This window comes from Bacteroides sp. MSB163 (assembly GCF_036416795.1).
GTDB lineage: Bacteria > Bacteroidota > Bacteroidia > Bacteroidales > Bacteroidaceae > Bacteroides > Bacteroides maternus.
Genome location: NZ_CP143867.1, coordinates 6267036 through 6288292, shown reverse-complemented (window position 1 = coordinate 6288292; position 21257 = coordinate 6267036). Strand labels below are relative to the sequence as shown.

At 42.9% G+C, this 21257-nt stretch carries 14 protein-coding genes and 1 pseudogene; 10 read left to right on the top strand and 5 right to left on the bottom strand.

Annotated elements, in window-relative coordinates; all coding sequences use genetic code 11:
* Positions 1-14: 14 nt before the first annotated feature.
* On the bottom strand, positions 15-1649 hold the full coding sequence (locus tag VYM24_RS24760) for an ABC-F family ATP-binding cassette domain-containing protein (protein ID WP_330941115.1): 1635 nt from the start codon (positions 1647-1649) through the stop codon (positions 15-17).
* 243 nt (positions 1650-1892) lie between these two features.
* On the opposite strand from VYM24_RS24760, the gene VYM24_RS24755 reads away from it, so the two are divergent.
* Positions 1893-2294, top strand: coding sequence for a response regulator (locus tag VYM24_RS24755; protein WP_007210435.1), 402 nt, complete (start codon positions 1893-1895; stop codon positions 2292-2294).
* Between the two features lie 85 nt (positions 2295-2379).
* Here the strand turns inward: VYM24_RS24755 and VYM24_RS24750 are convergent, their stop codons facing one another.
* From VYM24_RS24750 to VYM24_RS24740, 3 genes and pseudogenes are all read right to left on the bottom strand, one after another.
* Entirely contained in the window at positions 2380-3519 is a 1140-nt protein-coding gene (locus VYM24_RS24750) for an AAA family ATPase (protein WP_299088872.1), read from the bottom strand.
* A gap of 287 nt (positions 3520-3806) precedes the next feature.
* Positions 3807-4025, bottom strand: a pseudogene (locus VYM24_RS24745) (carboxypeptidase-like regulatory domain-containing protein); the annotation flags it as partial.
* 458 nt (positions 4026-4483) lie between these two features.
* Positions 4484-4621, bottom strand: a complete 138-nt coding sequence (locus tag VYM24_RS24740; RefSeq protein WP_483073348.1) for a DUF3874 domain-containing protein — start codon at positions 4619-4621, stop codon at positions 4484-4486.
* A 674-nt stretch (positions 4622-5295) separates the two neighbouring features.
* Between VYM24_RS24740 and VYM24_RS24735 the strand changes: the two genes are divergently transcribed.
* The 3 genes from VYM24_RS24735 to VYM24_RS24725 are packed head-to-tail and all read left to right on the top strand — an operon-like array spanning position 5296 to position 10826.
* Positions 5296-8349 carry a SusC/RagA family TonB-linked outer membrane protein gene (locus VYM24_RS24735; protein ID WP_299088870.1) on the top strand — a complete coding sequence of 1018 codons (3054 nt, stop codon included), beginning with the start codon at positions 5296-5298 and terminating at the stop codon, positions 8347-8349.
* A gap of 22 nt (positions 8350-8371) precedes the next feature.
* Positions 8372-10018, top strand: coding sequence for a RagB/SusD family nutrient uptake outer membrane protein (locus tag VYM24_RS24730; RefSeq protein ID WP_291554663.1), 1647 nt, complete (start codon positions 8372-8374; stop codon positions 10016-10018).
* A gap of 28 nt (positions 10019-10046) precedes the next feature.
* On the top strand, positions 10047-10826 hold the full coding sequence (locus tag VYM24_RS24725) for a hypothetical protein (protein WP_291554665.1): 780 nt from the start codon (positions 10047-10049) through the stop codon (positions 10824-10826).
* Positions 10827-10990: 164 nt separating this feature from the next.
* On the opposite strand, the gene VYM24_RS24720 is transcribed toward VYM24_RS24725, so the two are convergent.
* Positions 10991-11830 (bottom strand): outer membrane protein assembly factor BamD, encoded by an 840-nt coding sequence (locus VYM24_RS24720; protein ID WP_291554667.1) that lies wholly within the window; start codon positions 11828-11830, stop codon positions 10991-10993.
* Positions 11831-12131: 301 nt separating this feature from the next.
* On the opposite strand from VYM24_RS24720, the gene VYM24_RS24715 reads away from it, so the two are divergent.
* From VYM24_RS24715 to msrB, 6 genes are all read left to right on the top strand, one after another.
* Complete coding sequence (locus VYM24_RS24715) at positions 12132-13562, top strand: CCA tRNA nucleotidyltransferase (RefSeq protein ID WP_291554668.1); 1431 nt, start codon at positions 12132-12134, stop codon at positions 13560-13562.
* Positions 13563-13761: 199 nt separating this feature from the next.
* Positions 13762-15945 (top strand): WD40 repeat domain-containing protein, encoded by a 2184-nt coding sequence (locus VYM24_RS24710; RefSeq protein ID WP_299088862.1) that lies wholly within the window; start codon positions 13762-13764, stop codon positions 15943-15945.
* Positions 15946-15970: 25 nt separating this feature from the next.
* The gene (locus VYM24_RS24705) at positions 15971-18730 is read left to right on the top strand and encodes a caspase family protein (RefSeq protein ID WP_291554671.1); all 2760 of its coding nucleotides are present in this window, start codon (positions 15971-15973) and stop codon (positions 18728-18730) included.
* A 171-nt stretch (positions 18731-18901) separates the two neighbouring features.
* Entirely contained in the window at positions 18902-19354 is a 453-nt protein-coding gene (locus VYM24_RS24700) for a cupin domain-containing protein (RefSeq protein ID WP_291554673.1), read from the top strand.
* A 16-nt stretch (positions 19355-19370) separates the two neighbouring features.
* Positions 19371-20099, top strand: coding sequence for a DUF5131 family protein (locus VYM24_RS24695; protein WP_330942292.1), 729 nt, complete (start codon positions 19371-19373; stop codon positions 20097-20099).
* Between the two features lie 80 nt (positions 20100-20179).
* Complete coding sequence (gene msrB / locus VYM24_RS24690) at positions 20180-21238, top strand: peptide-methionine (R)-S-oxide reductase MsrB (RefSeq protein WP_330941114.1); 1059 nt, start codon at positions 20180-20182, stop codon at positions 21236-21238.
* The last annotated feature ends 19 nt before the right edge of the window (positions 21239-21257 follow it).

Genomic DNA, 21257 nt, shown 5'->3' with positions numbered 1-21257 from the left:
CTGTTAAGGAACGTTTACCTTTCCAGTTCGCGGAGTGACTCCATTTTCTTCTTTTCCAGGAATTCGTAGATGCCGCTTAAGTGTTCCTTTACTTGTTTATTACCGAATTCGTAGACCTTGGTAACCAGTCCGTCCAGGAAGTCACGGTCATGGCTTACTACAATCAGCGTACCATCGAAATCCAACAGCGCTTGCTTCAGAATGTCCTTGGTCTTCAGGTCGAGGTGGTTCGTCGGCTCATCCAGAATCAGTAGGTTTACCGGTTCCAACAACAGTTTAATCATGGCGAGTCGTGTGCGCTCTCCACCGGAAAGCACTTTTACTTTCTTCATGGATTGCTCTGGGCCACCGAACATGAAAGCACCCAGCAGGTCACGTATCTTATTACGTATTTCTCCCTTTGCCACATCGTCAATCGTTTGGAATACCGTTAGGTTTTCGTTCAGCAGAGAAGCTTGGTTTTGTGCGAAATAACCGATCTGTACATTATGTCCGAGTGTCAGCGTGCCATCGTGTTCAATCTCTTTCATGATACATTTCACCAAGGTGGACTTACCTTCGCCGTTTTTGCCGACAAATGCTAATTTGTCTCCCCGTTCCACGGTCAGTGTAGCGTTTTTGAATACCACATGGTCGCCATAGGTTTTACCTACGTTTTCCATGATTACAGGATAATTGCCGGAACGTGGAGATGGCGGAAATTTCAACCGTAGTGCCGAAGTATCTTCTTCATCTACTTCCAGAATTTCCAACTTTTCCAACATTTTTACGCGGCTTTGTACTTGCAGGGTTTTGGAGTAAGTGCCTTTGAAGCGTTCAATGAATTCTTTGGTTTCGGCAATGAACTTCTGTTGTTCGTCGTAAGCCTTTTGTTGTTGTTCACGACGTTCTTTGCGGAGTTCCAGATATTTGGAGTAATTTACTTTATAATCATAGATACGTCCCATTGTCACTTCAATGGTACGGGTAGTGATATTATCCACAAACTTGCGGTCGTGGCTGATGACAATAACAGCTTTACCATTATTGATAAGGAAATCTTCCAACCACTGAATACTTTCGATGTCGAGGTGGTTGGTAGGCTCATCCAGTAACAGTACATCCGGCTTTTGCAACAGTAGTTTGGCTAGCTCGATGCGCATACGCCATCCACCGCTGAAGTCACTGGTCTGGCGGTTGAAATCTTCGCGACTGAAGCCGAGTCCTAACAGAGCTTTTTCTACATCTTCCTCATAGTTGGTAGCATCGATAGAGTAGAATTTCTCACTCAGGGCGGAAACCGTTTCAATCAGTTCCATGTAGCTGTCACTTTCATAATCGGTACGTGTTTCCAGTTCTTTGTTGAGGCGCTCTATTTCTGCTTCCATCTCATGCAGGTGTGAGAAAGCCTGTGCGGTTTCCTGGAATACGGTACGTCCGTCTTCCGTCATCAGATGTTGCGGCAGGTAAGCGATAACACTGTCTTTAGGTGTCGAGATTTTGCCCCGGGTAGGTTGGCGTACTCCTGCCAGAATTTTCAGTAAGGTGCTTTTTCCCGCTCCGTTCTTTCCCATCAGGGCGATGCGGTCTTTTTCATTAATAACGAAGGAAACGTCACTGAATAAGGTGGTGCCGCCGAATTCTACGGCCAGTCCGTCTATTGAAATCATACTCTATTTTTAAATTGAGGCGCAAAGATAGTGCAAACTGAGTACAGAATAAAATGAACTCGTTCATTTTTTATGTTGAGGTGCAGCCTATCTTCGTTTTCAGGCAAAGATAGTGCAAATAGAGCGTAGAACTTTCATGCTTGCATGAAAAAGTTATGCCGAGATGCAGCATATCTTCTTCAAAGATAATATATTTATATTATTTTTTATATCTTTGCCTCATTAAACAAAAATACATTGGTAATGGAAACAGGGAATTTATCAGAAGATTACCGTCCGCTGATACTGGTAGCGGAAGACGATGATAGTAACTTTAAGTTGATAAAGGCTATTATTGGCAAAAAATGCGAGATATTGTGGGCAAAGAACGGTGAAGAGATGGTTAATCTGTTCAAAGAGAACCGTGGAAAGACAGCAGCTATTCTTATGGATATCAAAATGCCTATCATGAATGGTCTGGAAGCAACAAAGATTATCCGTGAAGAGGAGAAGGAACTTCCTATTATCATGCAGACTGCTTATGCTTTTACGGCTGACCGTGAAAATGCAATGGCTGCCGGTGCTTCGGAAGTATTGGTAAAGCCTATTACCTTGAGTGCATTACGTACTTGCTTGAGTAAGTTCTTGCCACGGTTGCAGTGGTAACAGAATTTTCATAGCATAAATTATATTATAACGAACGCGGGATGACTTCTTAATGTAGTTGTCCCGCGTTCGTTATTTTGCGCCTTCACCTTGTACGATAAATATATTTCAGCCAATATTCAAATACGGGGTCTTGCAGTTCTATCCGGTTGCCCGGTAGAATATCAATCAAATCTTTTTCAGTTGCTGCCTTTTTTAAATTTTTAATATTGGCAGATGTCCCCAATTGGTATTTCATGAGTACTTCTTTTGATGAGAAGTTTGTGATCCCATCGGCGACTGCCAACAGAAAATTGATTTGCCGTGGTGTCAACGTATCGATGATATTGGCAAAAAGCAGACTAAGCTGACCAATCATATCACTGAAGGCTTCGTCAACCACTTCGACTGAGACAGTGGTTCCGGTTCTGAACCATACCTGCTGACTTAGTTGTTGGGTATAATAGGGGTGGTTTTTCATCCGATCGGCAATCATGCCGCACAGTTCTTCTGAAATATCCTTTCCAGTTTCAGAAAACTTTCTTCCTATAAATTCTATCCAATCTTCCTTTGGTATTTTTTCCAGAAACAAGATATCTCCGAACTTATAAAAAGGCATGTTGTAATTATGGAAAATGTCCAACAACATGTGTCTCTTGCTGCCATACAGGCAATAGCATACATCCATGTGTTTCTGCCAGTGTGAGCGCAACTTCCGTTGAAAGGCCAAAGGGTCGTCATACTCGTTGATATTTTGAAATTCGTCAATGCAAACCACTATCTTTTTGCCGGAATCCCTACTAATAGTTTGTGGTAAATCCAAGATTTCATCAAACGTCATTTTATTGTCTTTGAAATCAAGCCCGAAAGACAATTCACAAGTTTGAGCCATATCTGAGAATGTGACGGAAGGCAACAACCGTCCTAGATATTTCCGGACGGAAGCTGCAAAATCATCCCATGTGGAATGGCTTATTTTCAGTACGGCAGTTGCGTAAGCCAGATAGAATTGCTCTTCCGTGCGACAATTGAAGATATCCACCTGGCATATCAGTATAGATTTATCTTCTTCTGCCAGTCGCTGGGCAACTCGGTTTACCAGTGATGTCTTCCCCCATCGGCGCGGAGAAATAATAATCGTATTCACAAGGCCGGAAAAATTACGCTTTAGTAATTCAACTTCCTTTTTCCTATTTGTAAAGTTGTTCTTATCGGCTATTCGTCCATATATAAAAGGTGTTCCCATAATGAATGACATTGATTTTCAGTACAAAGATAAGGATAAAGATTAAAAAACAAAGGATGTAATCAATCGATTTCAAACCATTTGATTTCAAATCGACTGATTACATCCTTTGCCTGTCCTTAGTTACCGCTGTAATGTTACATCGTTTGGTGCTTTGAGTTTTTATGTAACTACACTTCGAATACTTAAACGATGTGGGGCAGTTTCTACGAAGCTGCCCCACATCGTCTTGTATCGTATGTTAAGTTCAAAAAATAGATGATTTTGTATTAGATAAATGAAACTTACAAAGTCTTTGCGGAACTTGGTACATTAGGGATGCTAAATTTACCATCAATATCAGTAATGCTACCTAAAGAAGTGCCTTTCACTAATACGGATGCTCCAACAACAGGCTCGCCATCTTCTTCGGAATGTACTACTCCTGAAACGGTAGATGTCTGAGCCGTTACTAAACCTATACTCATGAGGAGACAGGTTAAAAACAACATTAATTTCCTTTTCATAAATTCTCTCTTAAAATTAACCAATTAAAACGAATTTTAATCTTGATGTTGGGGCAAAGGTATTTATATTATTTGAAATACAAAAGAAAACATGAATAAAAAATATTCATGATGTAATTTATAAATGCTTGAATATTGCTTGTTATCGAAGAGATATCTTCTATTCTTGATTCATTTTTGTTTATGCATGAGCTATTTCTTACTTTCCCTTTTTTATATAACAGGTAATGTTTAAAATAAGTAATATTCCGTTAATTATAGACGCCGTAGTATTCTTCTTTTCTCCCTTTTTCAAGATAATACATAGAATAGGATTTTCTGACTTCGTTCATTTCACCAGTCCTGCTGATCCCTTTACTACAAGGGGTATACGGGTAAAGGCACATTTCTGGAAAGGGGGGCTTGAGCTTCATATACTTTAACCTGTATGAGCCCGGTTCGCTCTTCTTGTTTTCTACCTACGTTACTACTAAGTATACATTTATATATCTTGTATATTTACGAATTATGCCAATTGTCGATAATATTTGTCCGAATGTATTCGGATTTCTTCCCCGCATGGCAGCCGCGTTATATTTCTTTAATACCTTATATATATTGGCAGCATAAAGCTGTTCAATTCCCGTTTGCCTATGGATACAAAGGGGGTATCGCGATTATCAGCCGGGCGGAATTGGATTTCTTCCGTTAGTTGGTTATAGCGGAAATCATAATTCGACAGTATGTGGAATTATTTGTTAAATAACATTTATCAATCTCCGGTGTTGGTAAACCGTCCTTTCGGCAGGGCTACACCTTTTCCCCCGGATAGCTACACCCTTTGGAGGTGATGGCTACACCATCCAAAGGAAAGGGTGTAGCCCTGCGAAAGTTGTGTCACAGCTATCTCCTGAGCGGGTTCAGACCGATTTTACGATATTCCGCCCCGATATCGTCATGTAATATTTTCATATTTTCGAAAGCTTTTTTTAAATCTTTCTTTAAATGACTGTTAGTTGGTACGGAATTAGAAAATATCACTGATTATTCTTATCTTTATATCATTATTTAAAGGCGGAAACAGTGACAGAACCTACTATGAATTTCTCTCTGGATGAATATGAACATTTGCGTAGAGAATATCCCCGTCTTCTTGCACAGATTGTCTGTGGAGAATATTTCCTGCTATCTTTGTGTGAAAGCGGTGAGACTCCGGTGACGAGACTTTTTTCATGCTGCATTCACCGGAAACACTTTCTGCCCGGTGGCTGGTGGAAAATGGGTGAAGTATATGAACGGAAGTTATTACAAATTAAGGGATTTACCAAGTTCCGCAAAGACTCTGCAGATTTCGTTCATTGGTATGCAAACGCAGGAAGCTGCTATCAAGCCGGGAACAATCAGTGTAGTGCTAAAAGCAGACACAGAAATGTTGGACGAAGTTATGGTGGTAGCTTACGGTACGGCAAAGAAATCGGCATTTACCGGTTCGGCTTCTACAATTAAGAGTGATAGACTGGAGGAACGTGTCGTATCTAATGTGACGAATGCCTTGGCAGGACAGGTTGCAGGGGTGCAGATTACCAGTTCCGATGGCGCGCCCGGCTCTACGGCATCCGTGCGCATTCGTGGTATTGGCTCTATGAGTGCAAGTAACGCCCCGTTGTATGTAGTGGATGGTGTGCCTTATGACGGTGAGATTTCCAGCATTAATCCTGCCGATATTGAATCGATGACCGTGCTGAAAGATGCTGCCGCCAACTCTATTTATGGAGCACGTGGTGCCAATGGAGTTATTTTGATTACCACCAAGACAGGGCAGAGCGGAGAGGCCAAGATTACCGTAGATGCCAAATGGGGAGCAAACAGGCGTGCCATCCCCAATTATGATGTAATCAGTAGTCCGGCAGAGTATTATGAGACGATGTACAAATCTCTCTATAACTCACAGGCCTATGGTGGTGCTTCTGCAGCTGCCTCGTATGCGTATGCTAACAAAAACCTGCTGGATGTGAAGAACGGTGGTCTGGGCTATCAGGTCTACACCGTGCCCGAAGGACAAAATCTGATCGGTACTAATTTTAAGTTGAATCCGAATGCCACTTTGGGCTATAGTGACGGTGAGTACTACTATACGCCGGATGATTGGTATGACGAGATTTTCGGTAATAGTAATCTGCGCCAGGAGTACAATATTACAGTTTCCGGTAAATCGGATAAACTGAATTACTATGCCAGTGTAGGTTATCTGGATGATTCGGGTATCATTAAAAATTCCAGTTTCAGTCGCTACACAGGTCGTGGCAAGGTAGATTATCAGGCTAAGAAATGGCTGAAGATAGGAACTAACATGAACTATTCGCAGGGAACTTCCCATCAGAATGGTTCTACTTCATGGGGATCGAGCGGTAACTTGTTCTACGTAACAAATCTGATGGCGCCGATTTATCCGATGTACGTACGTGATGCTAAAGGTAACATTATGCATAATGAAACTACTGGTTATGTGGTGTATGATAATGGCGGCACTTCCACTAATATGCAACGTGCCTTCATGAGCCCTGCCCGTCCGGCAGCCAGCATTGATAATGACCGCTACACCAATACTAATAGTACGTTTAATGGTAAATGGTATGCCGACATCACTCCGGTAGAAGGTCTGAAGTTATCTGCCAATATCTCCGCAACCGAATCGAACCAACGCATCAACGCGCTTTATAGCCGCTGGGGCGGAAGCAACGAAACGACGGACGGTTCGGCCTACGTAAGACATTACCGTCTTTCGGGCGTGAACACCCAGTATCTTGCAACTTACACGAAGACTTTTGCAGAAGTACATAATTTCGATATTCTGGCTGGTTACGAACAGTATAAAATGAAAATCCAGTCGATGACGGGACAGAACGATCACTTGTACGACCCGTTCATCGGTGAGTTGACCAACGCCGGAGGTACCAGCAACAAGGAACTTTATTCTTATACCGACAACTATATGACGGAAGGTATTCTGAGCCGTATCCAGTATAACTATGACGGCAAATACTTCCTGAGCGGTTCTTATCGCCGTGACGCTTCTTCACGTTTCCACAAGGAGCACCGCTGGGGAAACTTTGGCAGTGTGGGCGGTGCCTGGCTGATTTCCAAAGAAGACTTTATGAGCAACTTCTCCACTTGGATTGATATGTTGAAGGTGAAGGCCAGTTGGGGTATTCAGGGTAATGATAACATTCTGGACCCTGCCGGTTATCAGAACTATTATCCTTATATGGATCAGTTCTCAGTGACGTATAGCGAAAGTACGGGCGAATATTCAAAGACGCTGACTTATAAAGGCAATAAGGAACTGACTTGGGAAACCTCTTATGCATTCAATGCAGGTGTGGACTTTGAACTGTTCAAAGGCCGTCTGACCGGTACCATCGAATACTTCAGCCGTAAGACGAAAGATTTGTTGTACAACCAGCCCGTTCCTTTATCTTCCGGTATTTCTACAGGTTCTATTCCTACCAATGTGGGTTCTATCGTAAACAAAGGTGTTGAACTGGACCTGAACGCTGTTATCCTGAAAGGACGTGATTTTGAGTGGAGTGCAAACTTCAACCTGACCCATTACAAGAATAAGATTACTGATTTGGCTGACAATGTGAAAGAGAATGGCATCAGGACAGGTTCTTATATATATAAGATAGGTGGTTCACTTTATCAGTCTTATCTGAAAACTTATGCAGGGGTAGATGTAGAAACCGGACAAGCTTTGTATTATGTTGACCCGGAAAATGGTGATTACTCTACAACCACAGATTACGCTAAAGCTCAACAAGCCGATCAGGGCAGTACGTTGGCAAAGGTATATGGTGGTTTCGGTACATCATTGAATTATAAAGGTTTCGACTTGTCTCTCCAGTTATCTTATCAATTGGGTGGAAAGTTATATGACGGTACTTATCAGGCTATTATGCATACAGGTTATGCTTCAATGGCAGGTACTAACTGGTCTACTGACATCCGCAAAGCTTGGACTCCGGAAAATCGCTATACTGATGTACCTCGTTTGAGTGCAGCAGATGCCAGTTATCAGTTGGATTCCAGTCGATTCCTGACGAGTTCCGATTACCTGAGTATCAATAATGTTACTTTAGGATATACTTTGCCGAAGGTTTTATTGAAGAATATCGGTATCTCCAGCCTGCGTTTGTATGTAACCGGCGACAATCTCGGAGTTATCTCCGCTCGTAAAGGTCTTGATCCGCGTTCACGCCTCGGTACGGGTAGCTCGACTACGGCAGGTAACTATACATACTCCGCTATGCGTAACATTTCCGGTGGCCTCACCCTTACTTTTTAATAAACTAAATGAGTATTAAGTCATGAAATATATCAGTAAAATATCCTTTTTCGCTTTGGGATGCTTTGTGCTCGCATCCTGCTCCGATATGGATGATATGAAGCCCGAAGGCAATATCATCTCTGAAGAACAAGTGAACGAAACGACTACGGCTATACCGGAACGTGTAGCCGCTGATTTGGCAGGTGTATATTCCTATATGGGTAAACAGTACTGCGCATTTCCCAACGATACGCGTGATGATGATTTCGGGCTCCCCGCTGTATCTTTGTCACAAGATCTTAACGGACCGGATATGGTTTGTGATAATAGTGGTTTTAACTGGTTCTCTGTCAATAGTGAATACTCTGACCGTAATGCTAATTATGCTAACCCTTATGCACGTTATGCCAACTTCTACAATCAGTTGAAACTTGCCAATGACTTGCTGGCTTCTATTGATCCGGCAACGGAAAATCCTGAATTGAAGCAATACATGGGGCAGGCAAAGGCTGTGCGTGCATTCGATTATTTGGGATTGGCTCCCTATTATCAGTTCAATTATCAATCGAGCAAGGATAAACCTTGTGTGCCTATTGTGACGGAAGCGACTGCTGATTACAGCAATAATCCCCGTGCCACCGTAGAAGAAGTCTATACCCAGATTATGAATGATTTGAACGATGCTATTTCCCTGCTCGAAGGTTATGTGCGTCCGGATAAGACGAAGATTGACCAACAGGTGGCTTATGGCCTGCGTGCACGTGCCAATCTCTATATGGGCAACTGGGCGGCTGCCGCTGCTGATGCCGATAAAGCATTAACCGGATATAATCCTGCTTCCAGGGCCGATGTTTCTACTCCGACATTTTGCAGGCTGAGTGAGCCGAACTGGTTGTGGGGCTTGTTGATTGAAGCTGCCAATGTCACCGGTAATGGAGGTTATCCTACCTGGCCTTCTAAGTTAGGTTCTTTTTCCGGTTCCAGTTATGCGGCCGGTGTAGGCGTATACAAACGTATTAATCCCTTACTTTGGAACAAAATACCTGACACTGATGTCCGTAAAGGTTGGTGGGTAGACGAAAATTTACATTCTCCATTACTCTCTACCATCTCTTGGAATGGAGTGACCGGTGATGCTATTTCCACTCTAGAGATTCCTGATGTGAAAGTTGCGTTCCTGACGTATTCTAATGTCAAATTCGGTATGAAGAGTGGTATCGGTAGCACTACCAACGACAGTGACTGGTGTCTGATGCGTGCCGAAGAGCTGATTTTGATAAAAGCAGAAGGCCTTGCCATGAGCGGAGACGTAGCAGGCGGTAAAAAAGTACTTGAGGATTTTGTGAAAGGTTATCGTGATACTGAATATTCTTGTTCTGCAACTTCTGCCGAGGCTTTGCAGACTGAAATCTGGAAACAGCGTCGCATAGAACTTTGGGGTGAGGGTTTCTCGATTGCTGATATAATGCGCTTAAATAAACCTATCGTCCGTTTCCACGGCAGTGATATCGGTATCTGGCCGGATGCATTTGCATTCAACATTGAGCCTAATGACGGATACTTGCTGCTCCGCTTCCCGCAGAAGGAAACCAATAATAACCAGGGTATCCCTCCAACAGAGAACACGGACGGTACGCAGCCGGTGGCCGGACAGAATCCGGGGTTGAATGATGGTGTAACCGATTAAATTAGTAATGATTAAATTAGTAGAAGATATGAAATTATTCAATAAATACTTTCTGCTGGCTGTAGCCTCTTGCTGCTTGTTCACCGCTTGTAGCGATGATGATGACTACACGCCCGGATCTCCGGCAAATACAAGCGGAGACAATGTTTACTTTTCTGCCGAAAATAAGGCGGCTCCTGCACTGGGAGTTGATGAGTCGGAGTTTACTGTAACGATAGAACGTACTAATACAGGCAGTGCCCAGAGCATTCCTTTGAAAGTTGCCACTCCGCATGACAGTATCTTTACGGTGCCTGCCAGTGTCGATTTTGCATCGGGTGAAGGAGAAAAAACGATTACTATCAAGACCACCGACAAGATGAGAATGTTCAAAAGCTATGCTTTGTCTATTGTCATTTCTGAAGAATACACACAGCAATATGCAGAAACTACTGTATATCCCCGTATCGAGTTGAATGTCATCAAAGAGGATTATAAACCTTATGCGACGGGAATGTATAATGCAGGATTCTTTGAAGAATCGTGGGAGGCCACGCTGGAATACTCTGAGATATTGAACCAATACCGTTTTGCATCTTGCTGGATGGAGGGATATGATGTCTTGTTTGCCTGGGATGGTGCGAAAGTGGTAGTAAATGGTGGTCAGAAGTTTGCCTCCGGATATGTACATTCTTCTTACGGCATGGTCAGTGTAACTCCGGGTAGTTGTAGTTATGATGCAAGTAGCAAGATTTTCTCGTTTGTTTATGAGTGGACTGTTTCGGCCGGAACATTCGGTGAATCTCTTGATACATTTACTATTAAATAAAGTGTTTAAAAAGAAAACATGGCGGGAAAGTGTTCTGCCATGTCTTTTTCGGAGATTCTCTCCGGAAGTTTAACTTTAATGGTTTCTTTACTCTAACAACTAAAGAAACAAAATGGGGCGGCTTCGTGAGAAGGTGCCCCATTATTTTGCTATCATCTATGTGTTTATTTTCCTTGTTCCGTCTCTTTTTCTTCTCTTTCCTGCATCTTCCGCTTCACAAACTCTATTTTCAGATTTGCTTCTTCCATCTCTTCCTTAATTTCAGTGATAGATGAAAGTAACTGTGCCAGTTCATAAACACTGGCCACTGCCTGGCGGTCTGCCGGAGTCATCGTAGTGGAGTAGGGGCGTTCACCCTGATAGTTCACTTTGATATTCTTATCTTTATTTAGATAAAGGAAACCGATGACATTACCGTCTTCTCCTATTTTATAATCGGCCTTTTCTATTTTTTCTCCCAAATCGGTAGTTTCATAACTATCTTTGGAAGTAGGAGTCTCGGCAAAACTACCATCAGGAGCAACTACTTTTACACCTACATGGTGAATATTGCTGGGACCGCAATAAATGGAAGTCATGCTCATTTGCCCATTCTCATTCACCTGAAAGCGGAGATATGAACGATGCAGATTTTTTTCTATTACTTGTGAGGGGTGCAGATAGTTGCCTATTTTCTGATATTCGGCATCTTTTTCGAGGGTGAATTTCCCTTTTATGGCATCCAATTCGCTTTGTTTCTTTTGAAGCAGGCTATCCAGGTAAACAAGTGTTTTTTCCTGTTCTTTCAGTTCTACCTGCTGCATCAGACTGATGCCTTCACGACGAGTTTCAAAAGCTTTTGGGTATAATATCTTAATGCTGTCAATCTGCATTTTTGCTTCACTGAAGTCTCCCCGTTCAAAAGCTTCGCGGGCAGTTTGCAATTTTTCACCGGCTTTTTTCTCCACATTCTCGCAAGAGAAGAGCGTGCAACAGAGGCACGCAAGAAGTATCATTGTCTTCATAACTGTTGTTCTTCTGTTAGTGAGGACAAAATTATAAATAATATCCGTATCTTTGTAGCCTCAAATATAGATAAATGGTATTTTAGTTTTCTTAAGATATCGGATGTTTGGAACAATTATTTGTCCTCGCCGTACCCGGTCCGTATCAAAGCCGTACCTGGTCCGTACCAAGTCCAAGCGTATAGGTACGGAGCAAATACGAGGATGATACGGCTCGGATACATGGAAGGTGGAAAAATAGACCAAAAGACTTTCTGTTCTCCGGAATGAAAACTATATGATTATTTTTTAAAGGTGTATTATGGTTGAGTTGACAACAGAAGAATTGAAACAACATTTTAGTGACGACATATTTAAACGGATATCCGAGACGGCAGATGAATTGGGATTGGAATGCTATGTGGTCGGTGGATATGTACGCGATATTTTCTTGCAACGCCCTTCTAAGGATATTGATGTCGTAGTGGTTGGCAGTGGTATAGAAATGGCTGAAGCGTTGGGCAAATGTTTGGGGCGTGGAGCGCACGTGGCTGTATTCAAGAATTTTGGTACTGCACAGGTGAAATACCGTGGGACAGAAGTGGAGTTTGTAGGTGCGCGTAAGGAGTCATATCAACGTGATTCACGTAAACCCATTGTTGAAGATGGTACGTTGGAAGATGATCAGAACCGTCGTGATTTTACTATTAATGCACTGGCTGTCTGTTTGAACCAAAGCCGTTTCGGAGAATTAGTAGATCCTTTTGGCGGCATAGAAGATTTAAAAGAAAAGACTATCCGTACGCCGCTTGATCCGGATATCACATTCAGTGATGATCCGTTGCGTATGATGCGTTGCATCCGTTTTGCTACCCAATTGAATTTCTATATTGATGATGCTACGTTCGAGTCTTTGTGTCGCAATTGTGAACGTATTTCTATTATCTCTAAGGAACGTATTGCGGACGAACTAAATAAGATATTGCTCTCTCCTGTTCCTTCCAAAGGTTTTATTGACTTGGATCGTTCCGGACTGTTGCCGCTGATTTTTCCGGAACTTGCTGCATTGCAAGGTGTGGAAACCCGCAACGGACGGGCTCATAAGGACAACTTCTATCACACTTTGGAAGTACTTGATAATATCAGTCGCAAAACAGATAACCTTTGGTTGCGCTGGTCTGCCTTGTTGCATGACATAGCAAAACCTGTTACCAAACGTTGGGAACCTCGTGCAGGCTGGACATTCCACAATCATAATTTCATTGGTGAGAAGATGGTACCGGAGATTTTTCGGAGAATGAAATTGCCGATGAATGAAAAAATGAAGTATGTACAGAAGCTGGTAGGTTTACACATGCGTCCTATTGTCATTGCTGATGATGTGGTAACCGACTCTGCAGTACGTCGTCTTCTCTTTGAAGCCGGAGATGACATTGATGATCTGATGACATTGTGTGAAGCCGATATCACGTCCAAGAATATGGAGCGCAAACAGCGTTTTCTTAATAATTTCCAACTGGTGCGCCAGAAACTGAGGGATCTTGAAGAGCGCGACCGTGTTCGCAATTTCCAGCCGCCTATCAGTGGAGAAGAAATCATGAAAACTTTCAATCTGGAACCCTGCCAGCAAGTAGGAACTTTGAAAAGCGCCATTAAAGATGCTATTTTGGATGGAGTGATACCCAATGAATACGAGGCTGCGCGCACTTTTATGTTGCAGCGTGCTGAAAAGATGGGATTGAAACATTCTTAATATTTGTCACTGATTTCCGTGACAAATAAATATTCCGCATAGTTATCTTTTTGATCCTCTTAATCTTGTTTTTCACCTGTTTATCCTGTTAAAAGCCTCTTTAAACAAAAAAAACAGGAATTTGTTGACTGCTTGATAGGAATTTAATGTTTATATTTGCAAATAGTATGAAACATAAACTATTATAAACATTAAAGATATGGATGAAATGAAAATGTGGTTCCGCCCGGTCAAGGGCATTGCATTTTGTATTGTGGCTGCTTTTTTGGGTGGTCAGGCAATGGCTCAGGTGCAAGTGAAGAGAAGTTTTCCTTCAGCGAAACGTATTTCGGCATTTGACAATACAACGTTTTGTACAGCTTTCCTGTCGGATGGTTCTTTGCTTACGATTCGCGATATCCCTATTGTTGATCTGAGAGATGTTGATAAAATAGTCTTTAACCCTACGGGTAGCTCACTGGCTTTGATGCGGGGGAAGAAACCTGTTAGTATTTATTCTTTCCGCGACCGGAACAAAAAACTTTTTGAACTGAAAGAGCAGCGTAAGAGTAAGGAACTGAAGGGCAGGAAAAATCTGAATTTCTTTGTGCCCGGACCTGTAGGCGCCGAGTTGATGAAAGATGCATCAAAGGGAGACATTGTCCCTGTTGCCATGTGCTATGGTGCTGATGCACGCAATTTTTTGGTTTCCAATTCTTTAGGAGAAATCATAGTTTACGATACAAAAGCATATTTGCCTCAGGCTTATATTCAGGGAAAAGCTGTGGCAACGGCTATTACTATGAGTCCCAACAACTATTTTATTGCTGCCGGAACCGGTAAGAGTATCGATATCTGGAATTTCCAGACAAAAGAACTGCGTACTTCTCTTCCGATGCCTGCCGAAGTAACTGAATTGGTCTTTTCCGCCGATGCTTCTCAAATGGCTGTTGTGACGGCAGACAAGCGTCTGACTATTTTTGACACAAAGACATGGGATAAGGTGGATATCTTTGATAAGATAGGTGGAACACTGACTTCTCCGTCCTTTCATCCGGATGGCAAATATATCAGTGTGGTTAAAGATGGTAACGCCATTGTCATCATGAACTTGAAAAATAGTGTGCCTGAACAGACATTGGATGAAAATCCGGGTGGTGTGACGGGGAGTCGCTTCTTTGTGAACAAGCAAACGAGCGATGTATTCATGCTTTCCAATCGCGCCAAAGGACTTGTGTTCTGGGATGCTAATGGTTTGAATCCTTTCTTTGGTAAATTGATGAGTAAGGAAGTGGATGCTAAGATGAACGAGTGGGTGAAGATGATGCAGGGTGAGTCCATGGAAGATTATGCTATCCGTGTGAATGACGAGACTCGCCTGAAGCAACAACAATTGTTTGCTCAGGAAGTGGCAACGGAGTTGGCAGGCGACCGCATTTCTATTGATAATCCTTTCGTGGGAGAATATGACGCTTCCAAGAATATGCTGAACATCGGATTTAATGCATTGCCCGCGATTGCTTTGGAAGTGCCTTCAAATGAAGTAGGCGATTTCAAGGATGGTAAGAACCTGAAATTTGATAATGCGGTTTATGTATTGAATGATAAGGACGAATTTGAGTTGGCTTATGTAGAAGTGCGTAATGAGACTACAAATAAGGTCTATATTTATGATAATATCGGTCGCACCAAGTTGACTGCTCTGGAAGCAGATGAAAACTTTGTTCCGCTGGAAATTATGCAGCAGGCAAGTCGTGAAGAAATTCAGCTGAAAGAGATCAAGGAAGCTGTAATCGAAGAAAAGAAGCAGGATAAGCTGATTACGGAAAATACACAGATTGATGTGAGGACAGAAGTGATTCCGGGTGTGGATGCTAATGGTAATAAGATTCTGAACTACAAAGTGGGCTACCAGTATGAGGTGATCAATAAAGAGTTTTCTGCAAAGGAGGACTTCCCGTCAGGTGGTTATGACATTGAACGTTCCAATGCCGCAATGTCTTTGATGAAGATAATCAAGAATGCTTTTGAAGGCGATTTCTCCAAGTATCTGTCTGAAGGTAAACAAGTGAAGGTCATTGTTACCGGCTCTGCCGACGCGAGTCCTATTCGCGGGCGCATTGCCTATAACGGACAATATGGCGAATTTATCGATGAACCTTATTATAAGGATGGTAATCTTGATAACATTACCGTAACAAAGGCTTCGGGCATCACTGCTAATGAACAGTTGGCTTTGATGCGTGCGGCAGGTGTGAAGAATTATATTGAAAAGAATGTAACCACACTGGATAACACCAAGAACGAATATGAATATCATGTGGAAGTAGCCAAAGAACGCGGTGGTGAATTCCGTAAGATTAACGTAGAGTTTGTAATCATGGATGCTTTTCCTGCAAAATAATTTAGTGAGGAGCTAATAAATAAATATGAAGAATATTTTAGTACTGACAATCATTTTAATGTTGGGAGCATGTGGGAGAGTAGCGGCACAAGATGCCGCTGCTGCCTCTAAGCGTGCCAACCAGCAATATGTGCTTTTTGAAAGTGAGCGCGATAAAGGAACGAACGTGACAGGTATGTATAGCTATCTGCTGGACAGTTACGAGAATTTCATGAAAGTAGTGGAAGCACCGGATAACGGTCAGTATTTGAGTGGCGCCAAGAATCGTTTGCGTGCTATGTATCCTTATCTCTTGAATGGTGCAGTGTATTATTCCGAACAGAAGCAACCCTCTAAGGCACTGGATTTTGCAGCGGCTTATATTGAGATGCCCCGACTGAAGATTTTTCAGAGCGAGTTGCTTCCCAAAGATAGCCGCTATGCTTCTGTAGTATATTATGCGGCGGTATCTGCCTACAATCTCCAAAAGTATTCGCAGGCGCTGAAGTATTTCCAGGAGTATTTAAGCACGGGAACGGATACACAGCAGAAAGACTGCTATGTATATATGAATATGATTTATCAGTCGCAGAAGAATTATTCTGAACAGGAACGTGTCCTGGAGGAAGCCATAGCCAAGTATCCTGTTTCGCTTGATTTCCTTTATAATCTGGTGAATGTGCATATTGCCACGAACAATATGCCGAAGTTACTGTCGGCCATCGATCGTATTCTTGAAGTTGACCCTAATAATGATAAGGTATTGCCCATCAAGGCACGCATTTTGGAACGCCAGGGAAAGAATCAGGAAGCGCTTGATATCTACAAGCGTTTGTATGCTCTCCATCCCGATAGTTTTGAGTTGCTTACCGGATTGGCGCGCGTTAATTTCAATGTAGCTACGGAAATTGTGAATAACGGTGCTACCATTGCCAATGATACCGAATATGCGTTGGTACGTCAGCGTGCTTCCGGTTATCTGCTGGATGCTAAAGACCTGTTCCTGAAAATTCTGGAAAAAGAACCTTCATCCAAAATGTATATGCAGGGGCTGGCGGGTGTATATCAGTATATGGATATGAAATCTGAGTATGAAGTCTTGATGAAAATCATTACTGACGGTGCTTCATATGCTTCTTTCCCATCCCGCTTGCTGGCCTATAATGAGGCATTGAAGAAGACTGAAGGGGTGGCACAGCAACAGGAATCTGCTCCTGTGCCGGTGGAACCTGCTATGTTGGTCATCCATGTGGATAGTTTTATTGATGGTAATAATAATAAGGTAATAGATGCCGGTGAAAGTTTTGCTGTTCAATTTTCTGTTGAGAATAAGGGACAGGGAGATGCGTATAACATCCGTCTCCGTCTTTCCGAACAACAGGGATATGATGAATATTTCGACGGTCCTCGTGAGTTGGATGGTGGTAATATTCCCGCAGGAACATCGAAGCAATACATTTTCCGTTATCTGGTAAAGAAAGAAATGCCCTCGGCACTGGCTAAGATTAATATTTATGCATTCGAGGCGAATGGTTTTGATGCTGATCCGTCGGAATTGATTGTTAATACACAGGAATATGCTATGCCGCGTCTGCGTGTAGCGGATCATCAGTTCTTTGCTTCCGAAGGTTCTTCTATCACTTTAGGTAAGAATGGTAAGCTGACGCTTGCTTTGCAGAATTTCGGTTCGAAGACAGCACGTAATGTGAAATTGAACTTTAAGTTGCCGAATAATGTGTTTACAACTGATGTACCTGAAATGACGATTGATAGTATTGCTCCGGGTGATGTGGCAACACTGGATTATGGTTTCCTGGTGAACAAGCGTTTCGATGGTGATTCAATCGCTGTGATGGTAAGCGTGAGTGAAGATTCCCGTTCTTCTTATCTGAGTGAAGCTTATAAGGTGAAGGTGGGTGAATACTTAACGGCATCCAGCACAATCAAGATTGACGGAGCTGTCCGTAAGGCGGTTGATCTTAAGAATGTTAGTTTAGGGCTCAATACTGAGTTGCTGCAAGATATTCCTGTGGGTGCTGTGAACCGCCACCGTTATGCATTGATCATTGGTAACGAAGATTATAGCATCACCGGTGCCAATGCAGAAATTAATGTGCCTTATGCTGTGAATGATGCTATGGTATTCCGTGAATATTGTGTACGTACATTCGGTGTACCTGATGGACAACTGAAAGTTGTTCCGAATGCTACGGCCGGTATGATGCACGAACAGCTTGACTGGTTGGTGAATATGGCAAGTACTGATCCTGAAGCGGAATTGATATTCTATTATTCCGGTCATGGTAATAATGATGAGGCTACGAAAGAACCTTATCTGCTGCCGGTAGATATTACGGGTAAGAACATTCGTCTGGGTATTTCTCTGGCGGATTTATATAAGCGTCTGGCAACCTATCCTATCAAGGGAGCTTATGTTTTCCTGGATGCTTGCTTTAGTGGTGGCTACAAGAGTGCTGCTCCGTTGCTGACCCAAAAAGGGGTACGTGTAGTACCGAAGGTGGGTTTGCCGCAGGGACATACCTTGAGTTTCTCATCCAGTAGCGGTGACCAGACTTCCAGTGTTTATCATGATAAGAAGCAGGGATATTATACTTACTTCCTGGTTAAATGTATTAAGGATGCAAAGGGAGATTTAACCATGAAAGAACTGTTTGAAAAGACCAATGCAGAGGTGAAGAAAGCTACTGCTTTGATTGGCAAGATGCAGGAACCTCAGTATATGGTTTCTCCTACATGGTCTGATTGGGCGGATGTGAAGCTGAAGACACCGGCGACAATGAATTAGTTTATTGGTAATATAGAAAAAGGGACTCTGTCGACATAAATGTTGCAGAGTCCCTTTTCTTTCTCTTTTCATAAGCGCATGTAAAAGTTCCATAAAAAAGAACCCGGTTTCTGTTTTGAATGAGGGCAATGCATAACTTTGTGATACATTCTAATTTAAAAAGAAACGGTTATGGAAACGACAAAGGTAATATCAGAAAATGAGAATTATACCGCTGTGAATATCGGTAGTATGGACGAACTGATGGAGCATACTCTGGTGCATCCTGTCAGCGGACGCATTATAGAAGGCAAAGCTTTTCTGAAAGAAGTGACAAAAGCAACCGGTACGGAGATTTCTTTCAACAGCCTTCCGCCGCATACTGATTTATCCTATTTTCATGTGCATGAGCAGAACGAGGAAACATACATTATATTAAGAGGTGCAGGTTATTTCCAGGTAGATGATGATTGTTTCCTCATTTCCGAGGGAAGCGTTATCCGTGTGGCGCCTAAAGGCATCAGAGGAATGGCTAACTCTTCAGATGAGGCGATGATATATATTGTAATCCAGTCGCGTGAAAACTCTTTGCAGCAGTACTCTACGGCTGACGGAACGCGGGTGGAATGCGAAAAGAAATGGTGACCGGCAGATGCTACAAATAGCTAAAAAATCATCCATGTGGAATCCCTGGCATGGTTGTCATAAGTTCAGCACAGGTTGCCAGCACTGCTATGTCTACCGCACGGATGGTAAATATGGCAAGGATAGTTCCGTTGTGACAAAAACGGAGAAGTTTGACCTGCCTTTGCAGCAGAAAAAGAACAAGACTTATAAGATACCTTCGGGTAATATGGTTTATACTTGTTTCACTTCCGATTTTCTGGTGGAGGATGCCGACGAGTGGCGTCCCGAAGCGTGGGAGATGATGCGGATACGTCAGGACCTTCATTTCCTTTTTATCACAAAACGCATCGACAGACTGAGTGCCTGCCTGCCCGCTGACTGGGGTGAGGGGTATGATAATGTCACCATTTGCTGCACCATGGAGAACCAGGATCGGGTTGACTACCGCCTGCCTATCTATAAGGCTGCTCCCATAAAACATAAGATTATCATCTGCGAGCCTCTTCTCAGCCAGATAGACTTCCGTGGAGAACTGGGCACATGGGTGGAACAGGTTGTAGCCGGGGGAGAATCCGGCAGGGAAGTCCGTGTATGCGATTACGACTGGGTGCTGGATATCCGCCGGCAATGCATTGACGCCCATGTCGGTTTCTGGTTCAAGCAGACAGGATCTTATCTGCTGAAAGAAGGCAAGGAGTTCAAAATAGCCCGTCAGTTCCAGCACTCACAGGCACGAAAGGCGGAAATAAATTATGCTCCTTGACTTACTGCTTTCAACTATACTGCCCGTTGTATTGTTATTATATAACGGAAACATAAGAACCGTCAGGAGAGGGGGAGGATATGAAACAACTGATATTCGCTTTTGTATTGTTAATAAGTTGTCTTGCTTGTGCCAATAACCGGACCGGGCAGGCAGAAAGGAAAAAAGATATGAAGTCAACCAAAGAAATTTATCTGGCAGGAGGATGCTTTTGGGGAACCGAACATTTCCTGAAACTGATTGAAGGTGTGGAAGCTACGCAAGTGGGCTATGCCAACGGAAATATTGCCAATCCAACCTATAAACAGGTGTGTACCGGCACCACGGATTTTGCGGAAACCGTAAAGGTGCAGTACGATCCGGTAAAGGTGGATCTGCCTTTCCTTATAGACCTCTATTTCAAAACGATAGATCCTACCAGTGTGAACCGTCAGGGAAATGATCGTGGCACCCAGTATCGTACAGGCATCTATTACACCGATTCGGCAGATTTACCGCTCATTCGGGAAACTGTCAACCGTCTGGCTGCGGCTTATACCCGTCCGTTGGCAGTGGAAATTAAGCCTTTGGAAAACTTCTATCCGGCAGAAGACTATCATCAGGATTATCTAGACAAGAATCCTGGAGGTTATTGCCATATCCATCCGGAATTATTCGAACTGGCGCGTAAAGCAAAAATGCCGAAGAAGCCTGCAACTGTTTATCGCAAACCGGATGATGCCGTTTTGCGTTCGCAGCTCACAGCAGAACAATATGCCGTGACTCAAAAGAATGCAACCGAACCGGCTTTTCATAATTCTTATTGGAATGAACATCGCCCTGGCATTTATGTAGATGTGACTACAGGCGAGCCTTTGTTTGTCTCTACCGATAAGTTCGATTCTGGTTGTGGCTGGCCCAGCTTTTCAAAGCCTATCGACCGTAAACTCATTCAGGAGAAAGTGGATACCTCTCACGGTATGGTGCGCACGGAAGTTCGCAGTTCTACGGGTGATGCTCATTTAGGTCATGTTTTTACAGACGGTCCGGCAGATAAAGGCGGTTTGCGCTATTGCATAAACAGTGCTTCCCTGCGGTTCATTCCCAAAGACAAGATGCAGGCGGAAGGATACGGAGATTACATTGATTTAGTGAAGTGATTTTTCTGTATCAGGAAAA